Genomic DNA, 26,056 nt, shown 5'->3' with positions numbered 1-26,056 from the left:
TAAATCATGTATTGACATTGTGATCTGAATTCCGATGAGTTTAGGGGCTCCTCCATGAAAACCCCTCAACTCTTTGCCGCGCTTCTTGTCACATCTTCCGCCATTGGCGGAATGCCGAGTGCTACCCTACTCAAAGATATCCGAAGTGGTAATGATCCTTCCCTGTCGGACCTCACACGGCTACGAGTCGTCGGGAATCACTTACTTTTCGCCGCCAATGATGGCGCAAGCGGCCTTGAGCTCTGGAGGACTGACGGAACCACCGCCGGAACCGTGATGGTGAAGGATCTTTGTCCCGGCAGCCACGGCGGCCAGCCCTACTGGCCCACGGTAGCGGGGAAAAACCTCTACTTCCGTGCCCACGATAGCAGTGGGTATGATCGGCTATGGAAAAGCGACGGTACCACCAGTGGCACGGTCATCTTATCGACCCTCAGTCGCGACGACGATCCCCGCCTCTTCGTGGGTGCCGGGGATCTTCTCTATTTCACGGCCAAAAGACGGGAACTTTGGCGCACCGATGGCAGTACCTTCGGCACCTTCAGGGTCGCAGACCTGACGCCAGAAACGGATGGAACCAACAATCAGGCCGGGACGGGACTTGGCAGCACCTTCTATTTTCCCGCATCACACCCCAGTTTCGGCAAAGCTCTGTGGCGGACGGATGGAACCGCGGCGACAACCGTCCTGGTAAAGGAAGTTCCTGATCTCGCCCCTGCCAGCCTCACGGTATCGGGTAGCACCCTTTTCTTTACCGGAAATGATGCTGAATTCGGAAGGGAACTTTGGCGGAGCAACGGGTCCTCCGCGAATACCTTCATGGTAAAGGACATCGCTCCCGGTTCCGCCTCCGGCGTCTCGGGTCAACTTGCCGTCGCGGGTGGCTTGGTCTATTTCGCCGCAAACTCGACCAGCAACCCTGGCTCAGTGAGCCTGTGGCGAAGCGATGGCACCCAAGCCGGCACTTATGAATTGCTTCCGGGCACGAGCTTCTACGGCACCCCCGGAGCCTTCGGGGGTATGCTTTATTTCACTACCCGCCTGAACGACGGCTCCAACCAGCTCTGGCGCTCGGACGGGACAGTGCCAGGGACGATCCTCATCAAATCCGGAGTACCGACCTTGAACCAGGTCATCCCGATGGATGGCTGCTTCTACTTCGGCGATGGCTCCCTATGGCAGAGCAATGGTACAGCGGCCGGAACCTATCAGGTATCGGACAACTCGGAATTATCTCCCTTCATGCTCTCGGTACAGCCTCCGATCATGACGGGCGGAAAGGTCTACTACATGGCCTTCCGAGCCGGTACCGGCTCCGAGCTTTTTGTCTATGACCTTGCTCCACCCTCCATTTCCCGTCCCGAGATCACTGGAAGAACACGGTCGTCCGCAATGATCGATCTCGCTCTGAATCCGAACGGTTGGAACACCACCGCCAAGCTCGAATACGGAACAACAGAAGCCTACGGGACAACCGTCCCCTTGCCATTGGGCATGTCCGGAAGCCGAAGCTTCCAGTCATTCTCCATCCCATTTTCCGGTCTCGCGCTTGGAACCACGTATTACTACCGGATCACGGCTACAAGCGAGAAGGGGACGCGGATCTCAACGGGAACTTTCGACACGCTTTATACCCGGGAAGATTGGCGCACCGCCAAGTTTGGCAGTCCGGAAAATACCGGCCGCGCTGCCGACGACTTCGACGCCGATTCCGATGGTTTGAGCAATTTGATTGAGTACGCCTTCGGCCTCGATCCCCTCAAGCCAGATGCGGACCTTCTTCCCAAAGTCGAATCACAGAACTACGCGATGCTGTTGGAATTCACCAAGCCGTCCGGAGTCGAAGACATCTCTTATAGTGTGGAGTGGAGCAATAGCTTGGAAGCCGGGACGTGGCGGACGGCCAAGAATACCGGAGTGGAGAACCTGCAGCGATTCGTCGTCGAAAAAGAATATTGGGGAACCAAGCGGTTTGTCCGGTGGGTCATTAACCCGAAGTAAATATCCCTCAAGGAGCTGCAACGAAAGGCCGCAGCGGCTTGCGGAAGAAGAGGGAGCGAGGAATGGACATGATACGGGCCAGCCAGCTGAGCGAGAACTTGCGGGATCCCTTTGCGGCTGCAGCGCCCTCGAGGAGCTTCAGCATTTCGGTGTGGCCGAACATGGCGGCAAACATGACCGGGGTGCGTCCGCCGCCCTGGTCGGCGATGGGATCCGCACCGCCATCCAGCAAGATGCGTGCAACATCAAGGTGGCCCTTGAAGGCGACACCGGCAAGCGGAGTCTGCTCGCGGTCATTGCGCGCATCCGGATCGGCGTGATGATCCAAAAGAAGGCGGACGGCGTCCGCCTGGCCATGATAGGCGGCGAGCATGAGCAGGGTGTTTCCCTTTTCGTCGCGAAGGTTCGCGGAGATGCCGGCTTTCAGCATGGGCTCCAGCGTGGGGAGATCTCCATGGCGTGCGGCATCGAGGGCGATGCGCTGCAGCTCGGCGTAGCGTTGCTCTTCTTCAGCGGTGAGTGTCATGGATTTTCAGAAGGGATGTGCGGGCGGCGGGGTCGGGCCGCCGCCCGCGGGTCTCTTGGGGAGAACGGGGGTAACCGGTTCAGGTCAACGCGGGCTCGTTCGGGTAGGCGCCGCTGGTTTCCCAATCGATCTTCAGCGCCTTCGCAACGCCTCCCGCGTAGGCGGGGTCCGCCTTGTGGAAGTGGCCAAGCTGGCGGCGGACGATTTCATCCGGCACGCCGTGCATGGCTTCCGCGATGTTGCTGAAGAGCTGCTGCTTCTGGGCATCGCTCATCAGGCGGAAGAGATTTCCCGGCTGGGTGTAGTCGTCATTGCCATCGCGGTGATTCCAGCGATCGGCATCGCCGGAGATCTTCAGCGGCGGCTCGGCGAAGCGATCGTCCTGGACGGGACCGCCCATGGTATTCGGCTCGTAGTAGGCGTTGCTCGACTTCGGCTCGAGAAAGTTCATCGAGCCATCCATGTGGTAGGTATTCACCGCGCTCTTCGGGCGATTCACCGGAAGGGCCTCATACCAGGTGCCAACGCGGTAGCGGTGGGCGTCCGCGTAAGAGAAGATGCGGGCCTGCAGCATCTTGTCCGGCGAGAAGCTGATGCCGGGAACGATATTCGAGGGAGAAAAGGCGGACTGCTCGATCTCCTGGAAGTAGTTCTCCGGATTCCGGTTCAGCTCGAGGGTGCCGACATCGATGACCGGGTAATCCTTGTGCGGCCAGACCTTGGTGAGATCGAAGGGATTGAAGGGGCACTTCTCAGCGTCCTCTTCGTTCATGATCTGGATCTGCATCTTCCACTTCGGGAAGTTGCCCTTTTCGATCTCCTCATAGAGGTCGCGCTGCGAGGACTCGCGGTCCTTCGCAATGACGGCCTCGCCTTCCGCATTCGTCATGGTGCGGATGCCTTGCTGGGTCTTGAAGTGGAACTTCACCCAGAAGCGCTCGTTCTTCGCATTGATGAAGGAGTAGGTGTGCGAGCCGTAGCCGTTCGTATGGCGGTAGCTGAGCGGAAGGCCGCGATCCGACATGAGGATGGTGACCTGGTGCAGCGACTCCGGAGAGAGCGACCAGAAATCCCACATGGCGATGGCGCTGCGCATGTTCGTGCGTGGATGACGCTTCTGGGTGTGGATGAAGTCCGGGAACTTCAGGGGATCCCGGACGAAGAAGACAGGCGTGTTATTGCCGACGAGGTCCCAGTTCCCTTCCTCGGTGTAGAACTTCAGCGCCCAGCCGCGGACATCGCGCTCGGCATCGGCCGCGCCGCGCTCACCGGCGACGGTGGAGAAGCGCAGGAGCATATCGGTCTTCTTCCCGACTTCAGAGAAGATGGCGGCCTTGGTGTACTTGGTGATGTCGTGGGTGATGGTCAGCGTGCCGAAGGCACCGGAGCCCTTGGCGTGCACGACGCGCTCCGGGATGCGCTCTCGGTTCTGGTGGGCGAGCTTTTCAATAAGCTGGTAGTCCTGGAGGAGCAGCGGACCGCGTGGTCCGGCCGAGATGGAATTCTGGTTGTCGGCGATCGGATTTCCGCCGGTGGTCGTCATCTGGGGTTTCTGCATGGGGAATGGAAGTAGTGGTTGCGCCGATGATGCTGTCGGAAACCGAGGCATTTGAGAAATCGCAGGTTGAAAACGCAGCCATTCGGATTTCTTATAGCTCACGCCCTCTCTATGGAACTCCGCCAGCTCGAGCTTTTGGCCAGCGTGATCGAATCCGGTTCGCTCACGGCCGCGGCAAAGCGTTGCAATCTTTCCCAACCGGCGATCAGCCAGCAGATCCAGGCGCTGGAAGACGAGATCGGAGAGCCGCTGCTGATCCGGCGGGCGCGCGGGGTGGAGCCGACGGCTGCGGGTCGGACGGTGATGGAGTATGCCAGCCGCCTGCTAGCGGAACGTGACAAGCTGCGCGATGCCTTCGCGGACCGCCGGGAATTGCGGCAGGGACGGGTGGCCTTTGGCATCATCCCGACGATCGCGCCGTACTTGTTGCCGCAGTGGCTGGGGCCCTTCCGCGAGCGGCATCCGGGAATCGCGATCGCCATTTCCGAATCACGGACGGACGAGCTGATCACGCAGCTGGTGGAGGGACGGATCGAATTCGCCATTCTGAGCGATGTGCCGGAGCATGACCGCCAGAAGTGGTCGCTGCAGGTGAAGGAGCTTTTTCGCGAGCCGCTACTGCTGGCAGCGCCGGCGAAGCATCCGCTGGCGACGCGGAAGGCGGCACCGACGCCGTCCGATCTCAATGCTACGGAGCTGATCCATCTGAAAGGCGGACACTGCCTTTCCGACCGGACGCTGCGACTGTGCAAAATCCGTGAGCCGGATCCGGGCCTCCAGTGCGACCAGCTGGGGACGGCGCTTTCGATGGTGGCTTCCGGGCTGGGCGTGACGGTGGTGCCGAAGCTGGCGACACGGAACCGCGCGATGGACGGGATCGTGCTGCGGTCTTTCTCGGGAAAGGGAATGTACCGGGTGATCGCGCTGATGAAGCGGAGGGGAAGCAAGGATACGCCGGCGGCGGCGGAGTTGCTAAGGGAGCTATCGGGGTGAGGTGTCTGAGGGGTCGGCCACAAAAACTAAAAACTTAGTTTTTAGCTTGCGAGGAATGCCGGAGTCGGGCAGAAGGCTTCCATCATGGCCCGAAAGAAGAAACCCGAGCCCTTGTCCGGCCTTTCACGGCGGGAGACGCAGATCATGGAAATCCTCTTCGAACTGGGAGAGGCAACGGTGGGTGCGGTGACCGAGCGCCTGCCCGACGAGCTGAGTCCGAACGGAGTCCGGACGATGCTGATGATCCTGGAGGGCAAGGGTCGTGTGACGCGGCGGAAAGAGGGCCGCGAGTTTTTCTACAAGCCGAGCACGGATCCGGCGATCGCAGGGCAGAGCGCGCTGCAGCAGGTGCTACGGGTGTTTTTTGATGGCTCCCTGAAGCAGGCGCTACAGGCACGCTTCACCGGTGAGGGTGCGGCACCGGATGCCGCGGAAATCGCCGAGTTGGAAGCGCTGGTGCGCGAGGCGAAGAAGCAGGCGAAGAAAGGAGAGCAGCCATGAAACTCCCGCTCGATCTTGCCTGGAGTTCGTGGTTCGCGACGGGCTGCGCGAAGACCTTGGTGATCGCGCTTTGTGGGGGTGCCGTGATTGCCTGCGTGAGGCAACGCGATCTCGCCGCACGGCTATGGCTGGGGCTTTCGCTGCTGCTGCCGCTGGCCTTTTTCTCGGGGCTGCTGCCGGTCTCATGGAAGGCGCTTCCACCGGCCTCCCGGATCGAAGCGACCTTTCTGCCGACGATGCCTGAGCAACCGGACGAGATGATCGCGGTGGACGATCCGATCATGGAAGCCGCTCCAACTGCGGCCAAGGAGACGGAGGATGTCGTGGTGATGGCCGCGCCTGAAAAGATCGAGCGTGCTGTTCTTTCGCTGAATCAGAAGCTGGCGGTGCTGTGGATCGCCGGGGCTTTTGTCAGCCTGCTCCCTTCCCTGTTTGCTTGGGTGGTATCGCGAGGATTAAAAGGGATACGGGCTCCGGATGCAATGTTGTCGCGATGGCGCGAGATCGCGGGAACTACGGCAGACTTCGTACCCCTGCGGCTTTCTCCGGATATAACGACGCCGGGAATTGCTTCGCTGCTGCGTCCGGTGGTGCTCCTGCCGATATCGGCGAATGAGTGGCCGGAAGACCGGCTCCACTCCGTGCTGCGCCACGAGCTTCATCACTTGCGCCGCCGCGACCTGATTTGCCGTTGGCTTGGCCGGGTGGTGCGGGCGCTGCTTTGGTTTCACCCTGCAGCATGGTGGGTCCAATCGCGCCTCGTCATTGCCCAAGAACGCGCTGCGGATGAGGCGGTGGTGGCCGGGGGTGTGCCGGCGGCGGACTATGCCGGTCATTTGTTAGAAAGCGTGGCGGATGCGCAATGCTTTCCGGGACTCGCGATGGCGCGGCGCTCGCAGATTGGCGGGCGCATCCATCTGCTTCTGGCCCGCCAGAAGGCTCCGGCTCCGCTTCGGCGCATGATGGAAGGACTGATGGCTGCCGGTGCCGCGGTGGCGACTTTTTCCCTCGCGATCCTTGGTTTCGCTGCGCCCGAGATGATCCGCGCCGCGGATGAAGCGTCACTTGTAGCCAAACCGGGACGGCGTCCGGACATCCTGGACCGACGTGGAGAGATCATCGCGACCTCCGATCCCGGGAAGATGCCGGAAGCGCTGCGCGCAAGACCACCGCTGCGGTGGTATCCGGAGCGCGAAGCGGTGAGCCATTTGAGTGGCTTCGTCCAAGCCGCCGGTGCTGGTGGGCTCGCGGCGATCAAGCAATCGGGGTTGGAGGCCAACGAGGCGCTGCAACAGGGAAAGGCGCTGCACTCCACGATCGACCTCCGCGTCCAGCGGCTCGCGTGGAGCGAGCTCGCGGCGAAGGAGCGCTGCGGCAGCATTGTGGTGATGGATCCTCGCAACGGCGAAGTCGTGGCGATGGCTTCATGGCCTGCGGTCGATCCGAACGCCTTCATCGCTGGTGTGGCTCCAGGAGAACCCGATGTTTGGAAGAAAGACAGGCAGCAACCCCTGCTGAATCGCGCGCTAGCACTGTGTGAGCCTGCCTCATTTGCAAAGCTGCCAGTGGCGCTCGGCGGTGCAATTCATGATCTCAGCGACCGCAAGTATTTCTGCCCCGGACTTTTCACGTCCGGCAAGGTGGTGGTCTCTGATCTGCATCCGATCGAGCGAGAAATCGATCTCGGGACGGCTCTGGCCCGATCCTCGAACGTTTATTTCACCCAGCTGGGCATGGAGCTCGGTCATGAGAAGTTCCGTAGCATCTGGAGCGATCTGAGCCTGCCGCTTGCTGCGGGAGCGATGTGGCAAGCTCCTGCTGCGAAATGGTACTCCTCCAATCCTGTGGCACCGAATGATTTGGATCTTTCGCGCGCTTCCTACGGCTACGGAACGACGGCGGTATCGGTGCTCGACCAGGCGGCGATGCTTTCAACGCTGGCGAGCGGGGTGATCCGCCAGCCGGTCTTTATCGCCGGTGAACCGGTGGAAGCTGCGGTTCCTATCGACCGGCGCGGGGTGGATCACGAAGAGATCGCAGTGATCCGCCAGGCTTTGATCGATAGCGTCAATGGGCCCAAGCCGGGTACCGGAGCAGCAGCGAAGCTGGAAGGCATCACCGTGGCGGGCCTTCCGGGGACAAGCCGGGTCATCGAACATGGCCGCTACGTGACGGGCCGCTATGTCGCCAGCTTCACCGCCTACGCACCGGCAGAGGAGCCTCGATATGTGGTGGCCGTCCGTTTGGAGAGCAAGTCGCGCGAAGATGAGCTCTTCTATGGTGGCTCGGTGGCCGGACCGATCGCCGCGCAACTCCTACAGAAGCTGTTGCAACTGGAGGACTGAAGCGGAGGCTTATCCCACGCGGCTATCCAACTGGAAGACCTGCCCCGAGGTGTGGGGCAGGTGGAGATGGAGAGTGCGCAGGAAGGCGGCGACGGCTTCCGGGGTATTGAAGCGACCGAGGGCGTGTTCGGATTTCACCTGATCGCGGCGTTCGGGGGAGACGGCTTCCGTCATCCTGGTTTCCAGAAAGCCGGGCAGGATCACGTTCACGCGGATGCCGGCAGAGCCAAGTTCCTTCGCGAGGGATTTTCCCAAGCCGATCAAGCCGGCCTTCGCCGCGGCGTAGGCCGCTTGGCCAGCCGGCGGATGGATGGCGGAGTAGCTGGAGATGAAGACGATGTGTCCGCTGCGCGAGCGGAGCATGCCTTTCAATGCGGCGGCGGCGCAGTTCGCGGCGCCACGGAGATTCACGGCCAGGACTTGGTCCCAATCGGCCTCACGGAGCTTCGCGAGGGGTGCGTCGCGGGTGATACCGGCATTGCAGACCAGCAGCTCCGGCGAGTGGCGGCGGAAGTAGTCCTTTGCTCCCGCCTCATCCGTCACATCGAGTTCCGCGCGGCCGGGAGCCATGACATCCAGACCAGCATCAACAAACGCGGCATGGATGGCGCGGGCCAATCCGCCCTCGCCTCCCGTGATCACCACTTTGCCACTCACCGCGCTAGCTTGCCCGGAAGGAGCGGACCGCGACAAGGCCTCAGGTATTCAGCGGCGAATTGTCCGGCGGATCGAGATAGCCGAGCATCCGGGCGCGGCGCAGCGCGTGGGAGCGATCCGTGGCGTGGAGCTTGCCGTAGATATTCTTGATGTGGGTATGGACCGTGTGCGGGCTGATGCCGAGCTGCTCCCCGATTTCCTTGTAGAGCAGGCCTTCCGCGACCAGACGGAGGAGTTCCACCTCGCGAGGCGAAAGTGCCTCGGCAGGTTCGGGGGCGACGTCCTCCAAGAAGCGGTCGAGGAGCCTGCGGGCGATCGCCGGGCTCATGGGAGCACCGCCGCGGACGATTTCACGGATCGAGGATTCGAGCATTTCCGCAGAGCAGCCTTTCACCAGATAGCCGAAGGCACCTGCCTTCAGCGCCGCGAAGACGGTATCCCGGTCTTCGTAGATCGTGTAGGCGAGCGGCAGGAGCTTGGGGTTTGCCTCGCGAGCCTTCGCGATCAGGTCGACACCGGAGATTCCCGGCAGGTCGATATCCGAAATAAGTACCTCCCCCGAATGCCACGGATCTGCCGCCAGCGCGGCCTCCGCCGAGCCAAAGGTCGCGACCACTTGGAAGTCTTCCCGACGGGCCAAAACCTTTGTCAGGTTCTCCAACAGACGAGGATCGTCCTCTACCACAATCACCCTTATCACGGAAAAATTAGGCTGGACTGGATTATGCTGGGACAAGGTCAATGTCGGGGTATTTGAGGGGTAAAGGGAGAGTGAATTTCAAGGTGGTGCCTTGATTTCCGTCGATGGAGAGGGAGCCGCCGAGCTCTTGGGCGCGGCGTGTCATATTCCGCAAACCGCGGCCAGCCGAAGGAGTCGCGGGGATACCGCGACCATTGTCCGCGACGAGGATGGAGAGCGAGCCTTTGTCGAACTCCATCTCGATCCTGGCTTCCTTGGCTTGGGAATGGCGGGCGAGATTGTTGATGGCCTCCTTCACGGCGCGGGTGAGCGAGATGGCTGCGGCCGGATCGGAGATCACGCCATCGGAGGAAGAGCCCCTGATCTGGAAGGAGGTGGCGATGCCGTGGGGCTCGGTGGCCTTCACCGCGTAGTCTTTCAGGTCGGCCACCCAATCGGTCCAATGGAAGCGGCCGTTCTCCAAGGTGTTCATCAGGTTCCGCACCTCCCGGTTTCCCTCCAAGGCGATCGTCTGGATGTGGCGCAGGGTTTCCTCGCGGAGCGCGGCGGTTTCCTCCTCGCGGCCGAGAGCCGCAAGCATCGCAAGGTTTGCGGTGATGCCGCCGATCCCGTCGTGGAGGTCCCGCACGAGAGCCTGGCGTTGGCGGAGGACTCGCTGCTCCATGGCCTCGCGCCGGGCTTCGGCCAGTGCTTCTTCCGCACGGAGCTGTGCGGCATGGCGCTCGGCAAGCTCAAGCGTCTGGCGCTGGTTGATCATCAGGATGGTGCCGAAGCTGCGGAAGTATGCGGCGATCGCCACGCCGATGAAGACCATCCACGAGAAGCTGGAGTCATCGAACAAGGTCGCCGGCGGCGGGTCCTGCGCGACCTTCACGGCGCGGACCAGCAGCATGCCGGTGAAGAGGATGAACATGACGCCGGTGAAGCGCATGGAGAACCTCATGCCTCCCTTTGCTTCCCGGAGCAGCATGACCCCGGTGACGCCATTCAGAAAGATCAGCAAGGCGGAGGCAAAGTAGATCCGCGCCGCCAGGTTATCCTGAATATAAAGATAGTAAAAGAAGGATAGAAGCCAAGGGCCGACCGAGATCAGGCTGTTCCGCTGCCACCCGGTTTTCCCGAGGAATTGGCTACTACCTGCATAGTAAAGGACCGCGGCGGCGACTGCGCATAAGTTTGGAATTACGGTATTCCAAAGCGTGCTGGCGACCACTCCCTGAAGCGGCAGGAGGGCCATGGTGAAGGCATTGAGCACATTGCTGGCGGCCCAGGAACTGATGCCGGGGATTCGGCGGTTCAAGGCCCACAGGACCACCATGCCAAATCCCTGCACCGCGCAGAGAAGCGCGATGACGAGGAAGAGCGTGCGGAGATCGGGCACCATGCCGCGGAGGACAATGACATCCTCCGCGGCAAAAGGCGATCCCCCAAATCGCGTGGGGTCTCCTTACCCCATCGCGTGGGGGGGCCAGGCTACTTTGTCCGGGCCACCGGCTTGATCACGATGGCGTGCTCTTCATATTTTGCGACGGCGCCTGCCTGTTGCAGGACCATATCGAGGGCGGCCTTCGCGGGGACGTTCTTCACCGAGAGCGTCACTTGCGCGTCACCGAGCTTGTTGGACGGATCCTGGACCATGAAGTTCGGCGAGAACTTTTCCTCCGACTTTTTCTCGATAAGCATGGTCAGGGCCTCAAGCGACTCCGAGAGCCCGAGCTTGGCAAAGTTGATCTCGGAGAGTTGATACTCCTCCATCTTCTTGATGCGGGCCCGTGCGGCAACGGAGCCTTGGTTCCGCTGTAGCTCGGCGAGCTGATAGCGGGCATTGGCGTTTCCGGGCTGCAGGCGCAGGACTTCCTTAAAGGCGTCGGAAGCGGCCTTCACGTTTCCTTGATCCATGGCAATCATGCCTGCCCTATAGATGTCTGTCGCCTTGTCGGCGTAGGCGGGCAGCGAGGCGAGGAGAGCCAATGCGAGGATGAGTTTGTTCATGAGCGTTGGGTTGCAGGTTTTGAGCGCATGATAGAAGGGGATCTATCACTTATACCGAAGTTGGCGCGTACATGCAGCGCCATCAATGGAGATCAAGGGGGCTTGCGCAGATTTCTGAAAAATGGCCTCTCATTGTCCATGCAAGGTGAAGACGCGCACTGGATGCGGCGGGCAATCGAGGAAGGTAGCAAGGGGATCGGGCGTACCTCGCCGAACCCCGCGGTGGGTTCGGTGATCGTGAAAGACGGCGTCGAACTCGGTGCCGGGTGGCATCGCGGTGCAGGACTACCGCATGCGGAACGGGAGGCGATCGCCGCCGTGAAGCGCACCCATGGAGAAGCCGCGCTGAAGGGCAGCTCCGTCTATGTCACGCTCGAACCCTGTTCGACCCATGGGCGCACTCCGCCGTGCACCGATGGCCTGATCGAAGCTGGCGTGAGCCGCGTGATCTACGCCGCGGAAGATCCGAATCCCGCGCATGCGGGCCGGGCAGACAGGCTGTTGGAAGAAGCGGGGATCAGCGTGAGCCGCGGAGTACTTTCGGAAGAAGCGTCAAAACTGATCCGTGCCTTTACCAAGGTGCAGCGCAGCGGACTGCCATGGGTGATCCTGAAAACCGCGATGAGCCTGGATGGCCGCATTACCCGCCCGCCCGGCGAGGGGATGTGGCTGACCGGTGAAGTGGCCCGTACCGAAGTACAACGCCTGCGCGCCGAATGCGAAGCTGTCCTGACTTCCGGAGAAACGGTGCGGCGTGACAATCCGAGACTGGACCTGCGGGATCCGGAACTCGCTGCCGACCGGGCACAACCGTGGCGAGTGGTGCTCACCCGCGATGCCGGTTCGCTGCCGATGGATGCGCCGCTTTTCACGGATGCCAATCGCGAGCGCACCTTAATCGAAGACCGCGATCATCCGGAGATCGTCCTGCGTCGTTTGGTGAATGAGCGGGGAGTGAGCGCGGTACTGGTCGAATGCGGCGGGCGATTGGCCGCGGAGCTGATGGAGGCGAAACTGGTCGACGAATGGGTCGCCTTCATGGCCCCGATGGTGAATGGAGGACCGGTGCCTGCGCTTGCAGGAGGCGGCTTGGGGGAAGGCGTCACCTTGCACGATGTCCGTTTCCAACGCTTCGGTCCGGATGTGATGCTGCGCGGAACGATTTCCCAAGGCTGAAGAACGCCTTTTTCACGCAGCGATCATCTTCGCTTCACGCAGCACGCCCATGAAGTGTCTGCGATCCAGCCGCATGCCGTCATGACCGCCGACATTGCGATACCGAATCAATCCGAAGGGGAAAGCGCCCGCTTTCGGTTGTTTGGTGGCGCTCGCCCTTGGCGCAGCCAAGGTGGAGTTCCCCGACGGATTGATGCCTGCACCGGTGACACGGGACATGTCACCGCGGACAGGTCACCCCGGTGTGTCCAAGTTTGAAATCATGGGGCGGATCGCTTCACCCGTTTGCACGAGCGGGTGATCATAGGTGTGTGTGTGAAAAGCCCGGCGACACCAGAAGGCGTCGCCGGGCATTCGTCACCACGGGCTCGAAAGGAAAGGATCAGCGGCAGCCGCCACCGAATTGGACCGAGAAGCCACCATGATGATGATGATGGCGGCGGATCGGGATCACCCGCGTGCGCCACACGGGATGACCGCACGAGTCATAGTAAGCCACATAGCGCTCGATCCATGCAGGGCCACGGCACGAACGGTGGAACTCAACGTAGCTGCGCGAAGGGCGATGGTGAGGACGTGCATCCGCCGAAGGAGCGGCAAAAACGGTGGCAAGGGCGATGGTGAGGATTCCGAGAATTTTCTTCATGATTTTATATCAGGATTCACCGGATCGGACGAAGGCCCCGCGGGATTATTCGAGATCCATTGAAAAATTTTCGACGTGGTTCCAATCGGGGCCATGATTTCCCATGGCGGAAAGATTTCCTGAAGAGGATGATCCGCACGCTCGTCCAACCACGAATTTCACCATGAACGATTCCAACGAACACACACAGGAAACGGCGGGGGCGGCACCAGAAGCCCCGCGCTACACGAACTTCACCGAAGCTTTCCAGTCCGCCCGGTCGGATGCGTCCTCGATGGCGCGGGAGGCTGCTCCCAAGTTGAAAGAGGCACTCTCCGGTGCGGCTCATGACCTCGCCTACGGAGCCGCATTCAGCGCGTGCTTCGCCGCATGCTTCGCGAAAGAGTTCATCCCTTCGAGCATCAAGGAGACGCTCCGCCGTGGTGCATGCGCCGGCAAGCGGGCGGCAGAAAAGGCGGCAGAAAAGGCGGCAGACGCCGCGACGGCCCCTTCCGAGGCGGTCCCGCCTCCGCTGAGTGCCTGAGTTGGTCTGCATCCTTCGATATCCTGCAACAAATCATGGCGGCACCGCGCAACACGATGCCGCCATGACGTTGTCTCAGGCAGTGCGGGGGAGCGACTAGCGGCGACGTTTGAAGCCGACGGCTGCACCCAGAAGACCCAGTAGCAAGCTGGAAGGCTCGGGGATCTGGGTGATGGAGAGATTGGAGACGGACGCGAATTGCGTGCCGATGCCCAGTGCGGTGGCAGGAACCAAGGCGGATCCGGTGAAACGAAGTCCGGCGGCGTTTCCTGAAACGGTGTTCCCGGTTTCAAATTGCACCACTGCCCGTCCGGACTCCGGCGGAGAGCCCACCACGCCAAGCAACTGGAGACCGATGATATTCACCAAGGTCCCTCCGGCGGCGGCATCCACGGCGCTGCCGCCATCTAGCAACTGAAGGCCAAAGGATGGAGCCAGGCCCAAGGTCGATTCCAACAAGCCGTTCTCCCCGTAGACGTCGAAGCTAACCTGATAGATCGTGTTGGGAGCAAGGACGAGCATTTCACCCGGCTCATCGAAGGTTACGGTCGCATCCCAATTGAGAGCGAGACTCAGGCCGACCCCGAGGCTTCCTAGAATGGAGGCAGGAGAATTATTGATATTGAACAGGAGCGATGTCCCGTCGAGGGCCACTTGAGCACCGGTCTCCGCGAGCCGCTCTTCGGGCACGGTGACCAGGATATCCGGAAGATTTGAACCGAGGACGGCCCCGCCGGTAGCGGTGGCATTCCAATGGTTGCCGAGTTCACCGGTAGCCGATCCCCCAAGATGAACACCAAGCAGGGTCCCATCCGGCAGGGAGGGCGCGGTAACAGTCACGCTATCCGATCCGCCGAACAGATCCGGATAGTTCGTACCATCGATAAGCGTCTGGCCACCGGCTATCCCGGTAATGGCCATGAACGCCCAGAGGAGGGGAAGGCAGCACTTCATGCACTGCCCAAGCTGCCGGATAAATGCGAAGCCCTCAATATCGCGGCGGAACTTTATCCTTATCCATCAATAAGTAATAGTTATCTACGTGATCGCGTAGATAACACTTTTATGATTGCCATGGCGGGATGTGTGGCGGCACCCGTCGCCTTACGGGTGCCGCCACGGTGCTGTCCCGTCCTGACACGCGGGAAGATGGAGAAGGAGGCACCGCCACTACGATAAGGGAGGCGGTCCCCAAAACGTCCCGAGAAAGGAACCGCCTCCAACTGTTCGCCCTTATTCGAACACAGCGCGCAAGAAAGCCCTCCGGGTATCCGAGGTTTCGCCTGGCACGCGGAAGGAGCGATAGCTCCAACCCTCGGGAAGCGTCGGCAAGCCGGCGCGGAAGCTGTCATTCGGCGTGACTTCGGAGATGGCCAGATTCCAATTCATGAGTTCAAAGGACCCTTCGACCCGATAGGAGACGCTGGTGGTGGGGGCGATCAGATCGCCACTATTCTCGCCCGTTCCGCTGGCGAACACGGCGTCATCCAAGACTGCCATGGTCATCACACAGACGGCGGTTTCAGGACCTGCTCCATCCGCATCACCGACGCGGACGAAGGTCTCGCCGTGATCACCGCGGGCAGGGTCCGTGGCAAGGGCGAATTCCTCGATGTTCGGGCGGCCGTCGTGGTCGGGATCCGCATCGCGATCCCAGTCCGATTCATCCTCCACGTCGCTGTCTTCAATCCACAGGGTATAGGGATCCACCGCGACGAGCTTCAGATTGGACACCGAGGCGAAGTTCGTGCCGAGGCCGACAGCCGTTACCGGAAGAGCGGCGGAGGCGGTGAAACGAATGGCGGCAGCACCTGCCGGGACCGTAGCTCCGGTGCGGAACTGAGCGGTCGCGGTGGCAGCGCCATTCGGCCCTCCCAAGACGGGAGCGAGTTGAAGGCCGAGGATGCTCGCCACGGTTCCACCTCCAACATAGCCGACGGGAGTGCCGGCACCGTTGAGAAGTTCGACACCAAAAGTCGGGGCAAGATTGAGGGTCGAATCGAGCAGTCCGCTGTCATCGATCACATCGAAGCTGATCCGGTAAACCTGGTTTGGCTGGAGATTCACCACCGGTCCGGGACTGCCATCGAAGGTGGCGGTAGCAGACCATTGCAATCCGAGGCTGACGCCGGTTCCAAGCAATCCGAGAACGCTCTGAGGATTATTGCTAACGTTGAATTGTAGGGAATTGTTGGAGAGTGCTACCTGAGCCCCGGTCGAAGCCGCATCGATACCAAGTGCGAAGATCGCGGCACCGCCCGAGGCCGTGGCGTTCCAATAGTTTCCGAGGGGACCGCTGGCGGGTGGCGGATCCAGGATGATCCCAATGAGCGGCTCCGGATCCGGGATCGGATCCACCGTCACATTGGCGGAGGGGCTGAATAGACCGGTGTGCGTGGTGGAATCCACGACGGTTTGGCCGCGGGACGCACCAAGGGTGCCGGCCAAGATTGCGAGGGTAAGGGATAAACAGCGTTTCATTGCGATGGCAACGCTCTGCCACCTGCCGCACTTCCTCAACCGAGCGCCGGGACTTTCTCCTTATGACGTGATAACCACAAGTTAGACCCTGTGATCCAAGGGGCTGCGCTTTCCAATGCGGTGATCATCCGCGATTCTAACAGCGGTCTGCAAAACGCGCTGGTTCCGCTCTTCGGCCCGGACGTAGATCGAGTAACTGAAGGCGTCCGGAAGAAGGAACTCGAAGGTCTTCACGACACCGAGTTCACCGGCGTTCATGGCCATCCGGGCTGCCGCATCGCCTGGGAAAATCAGAACGCCAAGTCCGGCCACGCAGGCATCCCGGGCACCTTCTTCATCATCGAAGGCAAGCACATCGGGAGGCAGGGTGCCATAGGAGTCATGGCACCATTTTTCGAGGAAGGGCAGATAGCCGGAGATCAAGCGCTCGCTCGGCACGAGAATGGTGGAGCGCAAGGTCTCGGGAAAGCTGAAGTTCTCAATGTCGAAGTCGAAGTAAACGCGGTTCCACGCGATGGTGGTTCCACGCTGGCGATCCAGCTCGACGCGCTGCAAGGTTGGGACATTCCCTGCTTGAAGGAAGGTGCCTGTCACCACGATGTCGACATCATGCTGTTCGAGGGCCTCGACCCACGAAAGGCGTCCATTCGGTCGGACGATTTCGACGCTGGTATCGGTGATGGGATTTTTCTGGAGGCTTTTCACCAAGCGATTGCCAGCGAAGGAGCCATCGATCATGGCGCGGACGCCGCCCTTCGACTCACGGACGTGGCGGCTCATGCGAATCCCCAGGCCTTCATGCTCGGCAAGGATCTTCCTCGCGATCTCCAGCAACTCCTTTCCATCCCGGGTAACCTCAAGCCGCTCCTGATGCCGGAGGAAAAGGCGTAGGCCGGTGGAGGATTCCAACTTGGCGATCCGCTGGCTCACCGCCGGCTGGCTGATCTTTTGGATCACCGCCGTTTCGGAAAAGCTGCCGCAGTCCGCCAGACGGACGAAGGTCTCAAGACAGGCCAGGTCGAGATCCATGGGGGGAGGGATCGTTCAGCGCACGGTTCATCTGGTCCACGATCGAGGGTAGGAACTCGTAGGGATGCTGCCTCAGATAGGACACACAGAGCGGATAGCCGACATTCAGGTCCAAAGGCAGGAAAGAAACACGAGGCAGGCGGCTGAAGGAGGCAGGCCGGATGCAGACCATCGCTTCGGTCTCGTCATCCAAGGAATCCTCTGCCCAGCTGAGGAACTGGTGCTGGGAGCAGAGCCTGCCGCTGCCGCCGCCGGAGTTCTCAATTTTCTTAAGGGTATCCAGAGCTAGGGAAGTCTTGGCGAAGGTGGCGAGGGACCACTGAAGGTCCGCCAGCTCTGTGGGAGCCACACGGGGCTCGGTGGACGGCCTGCGCTCATAGGCCACGTCGAGTGGGAGGTGCGGCAGGTCCCGTGAATCGAATCTCCGGCCCGGAGTTCCGTCCACGGAGAAAAGGAGATCGCAGGCGCCAGCCTCCAAAGCTGCGCGGCCTTCCTCGGCATTCACTTCGACGAAGGAAATCCGAAAACGCTCATCGTGGCGCAGGGTATTGAATAGCTTACCAAAGTGATTGGTATTGAAAACGTTCCGGTTCGCGCCGAGGCGCAGGGTCCGGCCACTGCGATGAATCCGGCGGACCGAGGCTTCAAAACGGCGGACTTCCTCAAGGAGCGAGCTCATCTCGCGGTCGAGAGCCCTAGCCGCGCAGGTGGGAATGGTTTCGCCATGTTCGTTGGCGTTGAAGAGCTTTTCGCCCAGCTCTTCCTCCAGATTCTGCCAAATGCGGCGGACATTTGAGGGGCTGGTTCGAAGTTCCAACGACGCGCGGGTCACGGAGCCTTCGTTCAAAAGTGTATTGAACGCCCGTAGCTGTAGGGGTTCGAGGTGCATGGGTGAGGAGGAGGGTGGGAACGGGCGAGGAGAGACAGCCTGTAGTTAGTAGTAATTAAAAATCCTGAAGTCAATATCAGTTAGCCCACGTTACAAAACAATCGTATTCGCGAGCGCTCCGCATTTTTTCTGCATCAACGCGTTGTGGAGCTTATACCACCCGCAATGAGAGCAAATCCAATGCATTATGCAATATAAGATAATCCAATACTCCTGAAATTTCAATGTAAGAAAAATACCCGAAGTTTACCCCCTAACTTTACCGACACGGCATAGTGAGAGCGGCTACCCGGCCCCCCTTCCCCTTTGACAATCCGGGGGGCCGCCACCACGCTCCGCGCGAACTCCATCGCACTCCCGTATTATGGCATACGATCTCATCGTTATTGGCGGCGGCCCGGCTGGCTACGTCGCAGCAATCCGCGCCGCGCAACTTGGTAAAAAAGTCGCCTGCGTCGAGGCGGACCGCGCTGGCGGCACCTGCCTGAACTGGGGCTGCATCCCGACCAAGGCGCTTCTTAAGAACGCCGAGCTTTTCCACACCCTGAGCCACCGCGCCAAGGAGTTTGGTTTCTCCTTCGATAACCTCCAGTACGACTGGTCGGCGATCGTGGGCCGCTCCCGTAAGGTGTCCGACCGCCTCGCCGGTGGCATCGAATTCCTCTTCAAAAAGAACAAGATCGACTACGTGCGCGGCCTCGGCTCGATCATCGCTCCCGGGAAGGTGGAAGTGACCGCCGCCGACGGCTCCAAGCAGACCGCGGAAGCGAAGCACATCATCATCGCCACGGGTGCGAAGTCCCGCCCGCTGCCTCCGCTGCCCTTCAATGGCACGACGGTCATCGGCTCGAAAGAGGCGATGGTTCTCGAAAAGCAGCCGAAGAGCATGATCATCATCGGTGCCGGCGCGATCGGCGTCGAATTCGCCTACATTTACAACGCCTTCGGCACCAAGGTGACCGTCGTCGAGATGCTGCCGCGCCTGGTTCCGGTGGAGGACGACGAAATCGGTGACGCGCTGGAAAAGTCTTTCACCAAGCAGGGTATCCGCTGCCTGGCGAATCACAAGATCACCAAGACCGAGGTCAAGGGCAACCAGGTGGAAGTCACCGTGGAAGGAGCAAAGGAAAACGGCGTCCTGACGGCGGACGTGGTGCTCGTGGCCATCGGCGTCCAGCCGGTGCTGCCGGGCGGCCAACAGCCGGAGCTCACCGACCGTGGCTTCGTGAAGACCGGAGACCGCTACGAGACCTCGATCCCGGGCGTCTACGCGATCGGTGACGTGAGCGGCCCGCCGCTTCTGGCCCACACCGCATCCTTCGAAGCCATCCAATGCGTCGAAGGACTCTACGTGGACGGCCATACGCCGCGGAAGGTGACGAACTTCCCTGGCTGCACCTACTGCCACCCGCAGATCGCCTCCGTGGGCAAGACCGAGCGTGCGCTGAAGGAAGAAGGCATCGAGTATAAGGTCGGCAAGATCCCCTTCGTGGCGATCGGCAAGGCGATCGCCTCCGGCGAGCCGGATGGCTTCGCGAAGCTACTCTTCGGCAAGAAGCACGGCGAGCTGCTGGGTGCCCACATCATCGGCGAGAACGCCACTGAACTCATCGCCGAGATGGGTCTGGCGCTGGATCAGGAGCTTACCTCCGAAGAAATCCACGCGACGATCCACGCTCACCCGACGATGAGCGAGGTCATTCACGAAGCGACCCTCGCAGCCGACGGCCACGCGATCCACTTCTGAAGCCCGCTGCATCCCTGTTTCCTGAAAGCCGCCCCGGTTCACCGCGGGCGGCTTTCTTTTTTCGGGCAGCAGCGGGCCGGCTGATCCGGGCCGGTCGCATATTTTGGCCCTTCATCCAGTTTGTCAGCCGCGGCGACAAGTGATGGGATAGCCGGATGCGCCCGCTAGCTCTTCTTCTCCTCCTGCCGCTTCCCTTGTTTGGCTTCAGTGCGGAGGACCTCGCGATGAGCAATCAAAGCTACGGGGCCGTCCAAGTGAACCGCTCGATCGATGGGAAGCCGCTCACGCTTGCGGGAAAGAGCTACGAACAGGGATGGGGATCCCACGCCGTGTCTGAGCTGCCCCTAACGGTGCCGGAAGGCGCGGTGCGCTTGAAAGGCCTGGCGGGCGTGGACGATGAAGTGGGCGCAGGAAAAGGCTCGGTGAAGTTCCGGATCCTCTCCGGGACCGCGGTGCTGTGGGAATCCCCGGTGATGAAGGCTGGCGATGCACCTGCCAGCTTCGAGGTGGCGGTGCCGAGCGCCTTTCATCGGAAGCTCTACCTCCAGGCCGATGACATGGGACAGCAGGAATACGATCACGCCGACTGGGTGGACCTGAAGTGGATCAAGGGGGAGCAGCCTTCACCCAAAGAGGCACGGACCATGGGCGGTGCGGAATTCGGCATCCGTCCCAACGTCGAAGAAGATCAGACAGCTGCCCTGCACAAGGCACTGGAAGCCCTGCGCGAGGCTCCGGGCTCCACCCTGAAGCTGGAGAAGGGAGTCTATCATTTCCACCATGACGGGGCGCTCAAGCGACACTTCCACATCTCGAACCACGACCAGCCCACCTGGCATCCCATCGGGATCCCACTGGCAGACCTCAGATCCGTGACCTTTGACGGGCAAGGTTCCCGCTTCGTCTTCCACGGCCTGATGTTGCCACTGCTGGTTCAAGACTCGGAGAAGGTAACGGTGCGGGGAATCTCGATCGATTTCTCAAGACCACATCACTCCCAAGGCATCATCACGCGCGTAGAGCCTGGGGCTTACGAGCTGAGCGTGGATCCGAAGCTTTATCCGCATGAAATCCGCGGGGGCTGGTTCGTCCATAAGGGCGAGGGCTGGGAGTCGGCGGATTGGGGGAACGGGATCGTCTTCGATGGCAAGACCCGCGAGATCGTGGCGGGCACCGGCGATTTCGGATACAAGGGAAAGCTGACCGTGCTCGGCGAGGGGAGCTACCGGATCGAGAAGGATCTTTCCGGGAGCGGAATCAAGGCCGGGGACCGGATTACGATGCGCCATAGCTCGAGGCCGCATCCCGGCGTGTTCCTCTATCGGGCAAAGGACACGGTGCTGGATCAGGTGGTCATTCACCAAGCGGCAGGGATGGGCCTGCTGGCACAGCGGTCCGAGAACATCCAGCTCCGCGGTGGCGGGATCCATCTTGCCACGGAAACGGATCGCTATTTCACGACGAATGCGGATGCGACCCACTTCTCCAACTGCCGCGGCGAGATCATCGCGGAAGACGGGCTCTATGAAGGGATGATGGACGACGCGATCAATGTCCATGCGACTTGCCTGCGGATCGAGGAATTGCAGGGGCCGCGCAAGCTGCGTGCGCGCTATGTGCACGGGCAGGCAGTGGGCTTCGAAGTCGCGCTACCTGGTGAGACGCTGCGGGGGATTCGCGCGAGGCATCTGGAGCCCTGTCCGCTTGGCAAGGTAGCCGCGGTGCACAGGCTGAATACCGATGAAGTCGAAATCGAATTCACCGCGGACATCCCTGCGGGACTGGGCAAGGGCGATGCCCTGGAGAATGCCGACTGGTTTCCGTCCGTCACTTTCCGTGGCAACACGGTGCGCAACAATCGCGCGCGCGGCACCCTCTTCACCACGCCCAAGCCGGTGAAGGTGGAGGAGAACATCTTCGACAAGTCTTCCGGATCCGCGCTGCTGCTCGCGGGCGATGCCAACGGCTGGTATGAAAGCGGTGCCTGCCAGGATGTGCTGATCCGCAAGAATGTCTTCCGGAACAACCTGACTTCCCGCTATCAATTCACCGAGGCAATCCTTTCCTTTTATCCGGAAGTCCCGGACTTGGCAGACCAGCGGGGCTACTATCACCGGAATGTCCGTATCGAGGGCAATGTCTTCGAAACCTTTGACGTGCCGCTGCTCTACGCGATCTCGACAGATGGCATCACCTTCCGGGGGAACAAGGTTACCTACAACGACAGCTACAAGCCATGGAACAAGCCGCCCTTCACCTTGCGCCACTGCGCGAACGTGAAGATCGAGGGCAACCAGGTCACTCCGCGGAAGGAATGGACGCGCGATTCCGTCTCCCGCGAAGATACCGCTGAGGACAGCGTCCAGATACGGTAAGCGGCCTGGGGCGAGGGCAGGGCGCTCTTGCCTCGCCGAGTGCGCAGCTGCTAACAATCCGCGAGATGAAACCATGGTTCTACGCCACCAGCGGGCAACAGAATGGCCCCGTTTCCCAAGAGGAACTCGTCCGCTTGATCGGCACCGGAACCGTGAAGCCGACCGATCTGGTGTGGTGTGAAGGAATGCCGAACTGGACGCCAGCCGGCGAAGTCGCGGAGCTGGCACCGCCGCCGCCTGTTCCAAGGACCGCTCCCAGCCCCCCTGCTCCTCCGGTCCCGGGCCAAGGACCTTCGAATCCCTATCAGGCTCCGTCCCCTCTTTCGTGGGAACCGCCCCGGGAACTCGCTTCCGGAGAGGAAATTGTTCCAGGCAGCGAACCCCTGGTGATCGGCGATTGCATCAGGCGCGCCTTCGACCTGACCAAGCGGCATTTCTGGCCTCTCCTGGGTGCTTGCGCGATCTGCTTCGCCATCTCGATGGGCTTTTCGGTTTTCTCCGGAGTGCTGGTAGAAGCCACTGCTCACGCCGCCGATTCCCAAGATGTCGGCAAGGCGGTGGAAGGGGTGCTCAATCTGGTCGGACAAGTCCTGGATATCTTCTTCAGTCTCGGCCTGACCCGAATCGGGCTGAACATCGTATCCGGCCGGCCTTTCTCCGTGGGCATGCTGCTAGGGCAGGGCAACAAGTTGCTTACCGCGGTGGTGGCCTCCCTGCTCTACTACCTTATCGTCCTTGTCGGACTGGTTCTCCTGATCGTGCCGGGGATTTATCTGGCGCTCCGCCTCGGCCAATTCGAGAACGGTATCGTGGACAAGGACCTCGGGATCATCGACTCCCTGAAATATAGCGCGCGGATCACCCAGGGCAATGTGGGCAATCTTTTCCTGCTGGGGCTTGTTTGCTTCCTTATCGTGCTCGCAGGCCTTCTCGCGCTGGTCGTCGGGGTTTGCTTCGCCGGCCCGCTGGTCTTTCTGGCCAATCTCGTAGCCTACCGCTGGCTGATCCACGGCCGGGCGGTTTTGAACGACGGCTATACCGCGTAAGGGACGAAACGAAAAACGGCCGGAGGAATTCCCCCGGCCGTTTGATTGGATTGATCCAAGAAGGCGCCGCCTGATCAGGCGGCGGCGTAATTGGCAGCTACCACATCCCAGTTCACCACGTTCCAGAAGGCGGTGATGTAGTCCGGGCGGCGATTCTGATAATTCAGGTAGTAGGCGTGCTCCCAGACATCAAGGCCGAGCAGCGGGGTCGCGCCCTTGGTGCCGCCGAAGTCAGGGCCCATGATCGGGTTGTCCTGATTCGCCGTGGAGCTGATGGCAAGGCCATCGGCAGTCTTGGAAAGCCATGCCCAGCCAGAGCCGAAGCGGGTGGTGGCAGCCTTGGCGAAGGCTTCCTTGAAGGCGTCGAAGGAGCCGAAGGACTTGTCGATGGCGGCGGCGAGTTCGCCGGAGGGAGCCTTGGCACCGCCCGGGGCGATGGTCTTCCAGAAGAAGGTGTGGTTCACGTGGCCGCCGGCGTTGTTGCGGACGGGGGTCCGGATGTCATCCGGAACCGCACCGAGATCCGTGATCAGCTCTTCGGCGCTCTTGGACTCGATGGCGCCCTTGCCAGCGATCGCGTTGTTGAGGTTGGTGACGTAGGCGGCGTGGTGCTTGTCATGGTGGATTTCCATGGTGCGCGCGTCGATGTGCGGTTCCAGCGCGTCGAAGGCGTAGCCGAGGTCGGGAAGAGTGTGAGCCATGGTCGTGGGGTCGGTTTGATTTGCGTTCGCGCCCTCCGGCCGGTACTCCGGTCGGGAAACGCGCGACGGCCCTAACGATGCCCCGCATGCGATCATCCGCAAGGAACAATCCGAACATGCCTCCCGAACTCCAAGCAGCCCTCCCCTGGGTCCTCTGCTCCCTCGCCGGAATCTTTTTCGGCTGGCTCATCACCGTGCTGGCCCTTTCGGGCCGCCGGGTGCGGCTGGAGGAGCAGATCAAATCCGATGCCCGCCGGATGACCGAGCTGGAGGCACGGCATGCGGCCGCCATCTCCGAATCCAGTGAGCTGGAGCGGAATTGCCAGGCTTTCCGCACCCAGCTTGCGGAGGTCAAAACCCGCCTGGAAGACGAGGTGAGATCAGCCGCCGAAAGGCAGACGCTCCTGGAACGGGCGGAGAGCCGCTTGTCCGATACCTTCAAGGCTCTTTCCGCGGACGCGCTGCGCTTTTCCTCCGAACAATTCCTCCAGCTTGCGAAAACGTCACTGAAGTCCCAGACCGAGGAGGCCAAGGGCGATCTGGAGCAGCGCAAACTGGCAATCGAAAGCCTGGTCAAGCCGATGGCGGAATCGCTCGGCAAGTTCGAGGCACGGATCGGTGACATCGAAAAGGCTCGGGAAGGTGCCTACGTGGAGCTGAAAACGCAGGTGAAGGCGCTCTCTGAAGGACAGCTGGGCCTGCAGCGGGAAACCGCCCAGCTGGTCAAGGCGCTGCGCCAGCCGACCGGTCGCGGCCAGTGGGGAGAAATCCAGCTCCGACGCGTGGTGGAACTGGCGGGCATGCAGGAGCACTGCGATTTCGACACGCAGATGAGCACGACCACCGACGAAGGGAAGCGCCTCCGCCCGGACATGGTGGTGCATCTCCCGGGAGGCAAGACGATCGTGGTGGACGCCAAGACGCCGATGGACGGCTATCTGGATGCACTGGAAGCCACGGACGACCGTCTGAAGCTGGAGGCCATGCAGCGGCATGCCCGGCAGGTCCGGACGCACGTAAACCAGCTGTCTTCGAAAAACTACGCCTCCCAATTCGAGCACATTCCCGAATTCACGGTCCTCTTCCTGCCGAGCGAGTCCTTCTTTTCCTCCGCGTTGCAGGTGGATCCCGGCTTGATCGAGCACGGCGTGGAACAGCGCATCATCCTGGCCACCCCCACGACGCTGATCGCGCTGCTGCGGGCTGTCTTCTATGGCTGGCGTCAGGAAGCGATGGCGGAGAGCACCCGCGAGGTGGCGGTGCTGGGCCGGACGATGCACGAGCGCCTTTCCACGCTGGCCGGCCACTTCGTAAAGCTGGGCAAATCGCTCGAAAGCTCGGTGGGCCACTACAATGCGGCGATCGCCTCCTATGAGACGCGGGTGCTCATCACGGCGCGCAAGTTCGAGGATCTACAGATCGCGGCGGAGAATGCCGAATTGCCCGACTTGGAGCCGGTCGAAAAAGCGCCACGCCTGCCAGCGTCCGCAACGTCCCCGTCCCCGGCCCCGGCCCCGGCTACGGATGTGCTGGATCCCGACGAGGACTTCGCCCTGGTCAGTGATCCGAAGGAGAAAGCCACTTCCGTGGCGTCCGACCTCCGGTCCGCTCTGGATCTTTGATTCGCTTTCTTACCAATCGGCAGCGGGAGGAAGGGAGTGATTGTCCTGAGACTCCAGCGAGCAACTGATGTAGAGCCTGCCTTCCATGGGGAAGACATCAGGTTGGGCACATTCGTAGAGACCGCCACCGGCGCATGGCGAAGTGCCATGGATCTCGCCGTAGGTCTGGAGATCGATGTAGCCCTTGGCAAAGAGGTGGGTGCCGATGTCCTGGGACCCACCCTCGGCGTAGGGCATCCCGCCGGCAGTGTAGCCGTAGAGATTTTGGTAGGAGCGCACGGCAAGCTGCACATTGCGGATGTTCATCAGGCAGGCGGTGCGGTCAGCACCGTTCTTCCAGGCGCGGGCTCCGAGGATAAGAATGGTAGTCAACGAGAGGAGGACAGCAATCACCACGGTGAGTTCCAGCAGTGAGAAGCCTTTCCTTTTCGAAGACCGCATGGGGGTAGCGGCTTTCATCTTGGGGGGTTGGGGGTGACGCGAAGTTAACACGTCGAGCCCCATGCAACATCACGTGATCGCGGAATTGGGCAACCACGCGAGATAGC

The 26,056-nt window shown here is 61.2% G+C and carries 24 protein-coding genes; 10 read left to right on the top strand and 14 right to left on the bottom strand.

Annotated features, from left to right (window positions below; all coding sequences use genetic code 11):
- The first annotated feature begins 54 nt into the window (after window positions 1-54).
- On the top strand, window positions 55-2,001 hold the full coding sequence (locus HHL09_RS13015; RefSeq protein ID WP_169455066.1) for an ELWxxDGT repeat protein: 1,947 nt from the start codon (window positions 55-57) through the stop codon (window positions 1,999-2,001).
- A gap of 7 nt (window positions 2,002-2,008) precedes the next feature.
- Here HHL09_RS13015 and HHL09_RS13010 read toward each other — a convergent pair whose 3' ends face one another.
- Both HHL09_RS13010 and HHL09_RS13005 read right to left on the bottom strand, forming a co-directional pair.
- The gene (locus HHL09_RS13010) at window positions 2,009-2,527 is read right to left on the bottom strand and encodes an ankyrin repeat domain-containing protein (RefSeq protein ID WP_169455065.1); all 519 of its coding nucleotides are present in this window, start codon (window positions 2,525-2,527) and stop codon (window positions 2,009-2,011) included.
- 79 nt (window positions 2,528-2,606) lie between these two features.
- Window positions 2,607-4,085 (bottom strand): catalase, encoded by a 1,479-nt coding sequence (locus tag HHL09_RS13005; protein ID WP_169455064.1) that lies wholly within the window; start codon window positions 4,083-4,085, stop codon window positions 2,607-2,609.
- A gap of 111 nt (window positions 4,086-4,196) precedes the next feature.
- Between HHL09_RS13005 and HHL09_RS13000 the strand changes: the two genes are divergently transcribed.
- The 3 genes from HHL09_RS13000 (at window position 4,197) to HHL09_RS12990 (ending at window position 7,924) form a co-directional block, all read left to right on the top strand.
- A complete protein-coding gene (locus HHL09_RS13000) occupies window positions 4,197-5,078 on the top strand; it encodes a LysR family transcriptional regulator (protein ID WP_169455063.1) in 882 nt (293 codons plus the stop codon).
- Between the two features lie 84 nt (window positions 5,079-5,162).
- Complete coding sequence (locus tag HHL09_RS12995) at window positions 5,163-5,579, top strand: BlaI/MecI/CopY family transcriptional regulator (protein WP_169455062.1); 417 nt, start codon at window positions 5,163-5,165, stop codon at window positions 5,577-5,579.
- Window positions 5,576-7,924, top strand: coding sequence for a M56 family metallopeptidase (locus tag HHL09_RS12990; protein WP_169455061.1), 2,349 nt, complete (start codon window positions 5,576-5,578; stop codon window positions 7,922-7,924). The genes HHL09_RS12995 and HHL09_RS12990 overlap by 4 nt, the downstream gene beginning before the upstream one ends.
- 9 nt (window positions 7,925-7,933) lie before the next feature.
- Here HHL09_RS12990 and HHL09_RS12985 read toward each other — a convergent pair whose 3' ends face one another.
- From HHL09_RS12985 to HHL09_RS12970, 4 genes are all read right to left on the bottom strand, one after another.
- Window positions 7,934-8,581 (bottom strand): SDR family NAD(P)-dependent oxidoreductase, encoded by a 648-nt coding sequence (locus tag HHL09_RS12985; RefSeq protein ID WP_240963783.1) that lies wholly within the window; start codon window positions 8,579-8,581, stop codon window positions 7,934-7,936.
- A gap of 40 nt (window positions 8,582-8,621) precedes the next feature.
- On the bottom strand, window positions 8,622-9,272 hold the full coding sequence (locus tag HHL09_RS12980) for a response regulator transcription factor (protein ID WP_205761043.1): 651 nt from the start codon (window positions 9,270-9,272) through the stop codon (window positions 8,622-8,624).
- 31 nt (window positions 9,273-9,303) lie between these two features.
- Entirely contained in the window at window positions 9,304-10,665 is a 1,362-nt protein-coding gene (locus tag HHL09_RS12975) for a sensor histidine kinase (protein WP_169455059.1), read from the bottom strand.
- 89 nt (window positions 10,666-10,754) lie between these two features.
- A complete protein-coding gene (locus HHL09_RS12970; protein WP_169455058.1) occupies window positions 10,755-11,273 on the bottom strand; it encodes an STN domain-containing protein in 519 nt (172 codons plus the stop codon).
- Window positions 11,274-11,411: 138 nt separating this feature from the next.
- Between HHL09_RS12970 and ribD the strand changes: the two genes are divergently transcribed.
- Window positions 11,412-12,449, top strand: a complete 1,038-nt coding sequence (ribD, locus tag HHL09_RS12965; RefSeq protein ID WP_169455057.1) for a bifunctional diaminohydroxyphosphoribosylaminopyrimidine deaminase/5-amino-6-(5-phosphoribosylamino)uracil reductase RibD — start codon at window positions 11,412-11,414, stop codon at window positions 12,447-12,449.
- A 12-nt stretch (window positions 12,450-12,461) separates the two neighbouring features.
- Here the strand turns inward: ribD and HHL09_RS12960 are convergent, their stop codons facing one another.
- Together HHL09_RS12960 and HHL09_RS12955 are read right to left on the bottom strand one after the other, a co-directional pair.
- The gene (locus HHL09_RS12960) at window positions 12,462-12,668 is read right to left on the bottom strand and encodes a hypothetical protein (protein WP_169455056.1); all 207 of its coding nucleotides are present in this window, start codon (window positions 12,666-12,668) and stop codon (window positions 12,462-12,464) included.
- Window positions 12,669-12,831: 163 nt separating this feature from the next.
- A complete protein-coding gene (locus HHL09_RS12955; protein WP_169455055.1) occupies window positions 12,832-13,095 on the bottom strand; it encodes a hypothetical protein in 264 nt (87 codons plus the stop codon).
- A 163-nt stretch (window positions 13,096-13,258) separates the two neighbouring features.
- Between HHL09_RS12955 and HHL09_RS12950 the strand changes: the two genes are divergently transcribed.
- Window positions 13,259-13,618, top strand: a complete 360-nt coding sequence (locus HHL09_RS12950) for a hypothetical protein (protein WP_169455054.1) — start codon at window positions 13,259-13,261, stop codon at window positions 13,616-13,618.
- 96 nt (window positions 13,619-13,714) lie between these two features.
- Here HHL09_RS12950 and HHL09_RS12945 read toward each other — a convergent pair whose 3' ends face one another.
- The 4 genes from HHL09_RS12945 to HHL09_RS12930 form a co-directional block, all read right to left on the bottom strand.
- Window positions 13,715-14,572 (bottom strand): PEP-CTERM sorting domain-containing protein, encoded by an 858-nt coding sequence (locus HHL09_RS12945; RefSeq protein ID WP_169455053.1) that lies wholly within the window; start codon window positions 14,570-14,572, stop codon window positions 13,715-13,717.
- 279 nt (window positions 14,573-14,851) lie between these two features.
- The gene (locus tag HHL09_RS12940) at window positions 14,852-16,099 is read right to left on the bottom strand and encodes a hypothetical protein (RefSeq protein ID WP_169455052.1); all 1,248 of its coding nucleotides are present in this window, start codon (window positions 16,097-16,099) and stop codon (window positions 14,852-14,854) included.
- Between the two features lie 81 nt (window positions 16,100-16,180).
- The gene (locus tag HHL09_RS12935; RefSeq protein WP_169455051.1) at window positions 16,181-17,128 is read right to left on the bottom strand and encodes a LysR family transcriptional regulator; all 948 of its coding nucleotides are present in this window, start codon (window positions 17,126-17,128) and stop codon (window positions 16,181-16,183) included.
- Window positions 17,103-18,017 (bottom strand): LysR family transcriptional regulator, encoded by a 915-nt coding sequence (locus tag HHL09_RS12930; protein WP_169455050.1) that lies wholly within the window; start codon window positions 18,015-18,017, stop codon window positions 17,103-17,105. Before HHL09_RS12930 ends, HHL09_RS12935 begins: the two co-directional genes overlap by 26 nt.
- A 364-nt stretch (window positions 18,018-18,381) precedes the next feature.
- Between HHL09_RS12930 and lpdA the strand changes: the two genes are divergently transcribed.
- The 3 genes from lpdA to HHL09_RS12915 all read left to right on the top strand — a co-directional run bounded on the left by lpdA (window position 18,382) and on the right by HHL09_RS12915 (window position 23,185).
- Window positions 18,382-19,764 carry a dihydrolipoyl dehydrogenase gene (lpdA, locus tag HHL09_RS12925; RefSeq protein WP_169455049.1) on the top strand — a complete coding sequence of 461 codons (1,383 nt, stop codon included), beginning with the start codon at window positions 18,382-18,384 and terminating at the stop codon, window positions 19,762-19,764.
- Between the two features lie 155 nt (window positions 19,765-19,919).
- Window positions 19,920-22,139 carry an NPCBM/NEW2 domain-containing protein gene (locus HHL09_RS12920; protein ID WP_169455048.1) on the top strand — a complete coding sequence of 740 codons (2,220 nt, stop codon included), beginning with the start codon at window positions 19,920-19,922 and terminating at the stop codon, window positions 22,137-22,139.
- Between the two features lie 65 nt (window positions 22,140-22,204).
- On the top strand, window positions 22,205-23,185 hold the full coding sequence (locus tag HHL09_RS12915; protein WP_169455047.1) for a DUF4339 domain-containing protein: 981 nt from the start codon (window positions 22,205-22,207) through the stop codon (window positions 23,183-23,185).
- Between the two features lie 74 nt (window positions 23,186-23,259).
- Here the strand turns inward: HHL09_RS12915 and HHL09_RS12910 are convergent, their stop codons facing one another.
- Window positions 23,260-23,886, bottom strand: coding sequence for a superoxide dismutase (locus HHL09_RS12910; RefSeq protein WP_169455046.1), 627 nt, complete (start codon window positions 23,884-23,886; stop codon window positions 23,260-23,262).
- 116 nt (window positions 23,887-24,002) lie between these two features.
- On the opposite strand from HHL09_RS12910, the gene HHL09_RS12905 reads away from it, so the two are divergent.
- Entirely contained in the window at window positions 24,003-25,508 is a 1,506-nt protein-coding gene (locus HHL09_RS12905; protein ID WP_169455045.1) for a DNA recombination protein RmuC, read from the top strand.
- Window positions 25,509-25,517: 9 nt separating this feature from the next.
- On the opposite strand, the gene HHL09_RS12900 is transcribed toward HHL09_RS12905, so the two are convergent.
- Window positions 25,518-25,967: a type II secretion system protein gene (locus HHL09_RS12900; RefSeq protein ID WP_169455044.1), complete on the bottom strand. Its 450-nt coding sequence runs from the start codon at window positions 25,965-25,967 to the stop codon at window positions 25,518-25,520.
- Window positions 25,968-26,056 lie beyond the last annotated feature (89 nt).

Origin of the sequence: Luteolibacter luteus (genome assembly GCF_012913485.1) — a bacterium.
Lineage (GTDB): Bacteria > Verrucomicrobiota > Verrucomicrobiia > Verrucomicrobiales > Akkermansiaceae > Haloferula > Haloferula lutea.
Note: the sequence above shows the minus strand (reverse complement) of the source record. Positions and strands in the feature narration are given on the sequence as shown.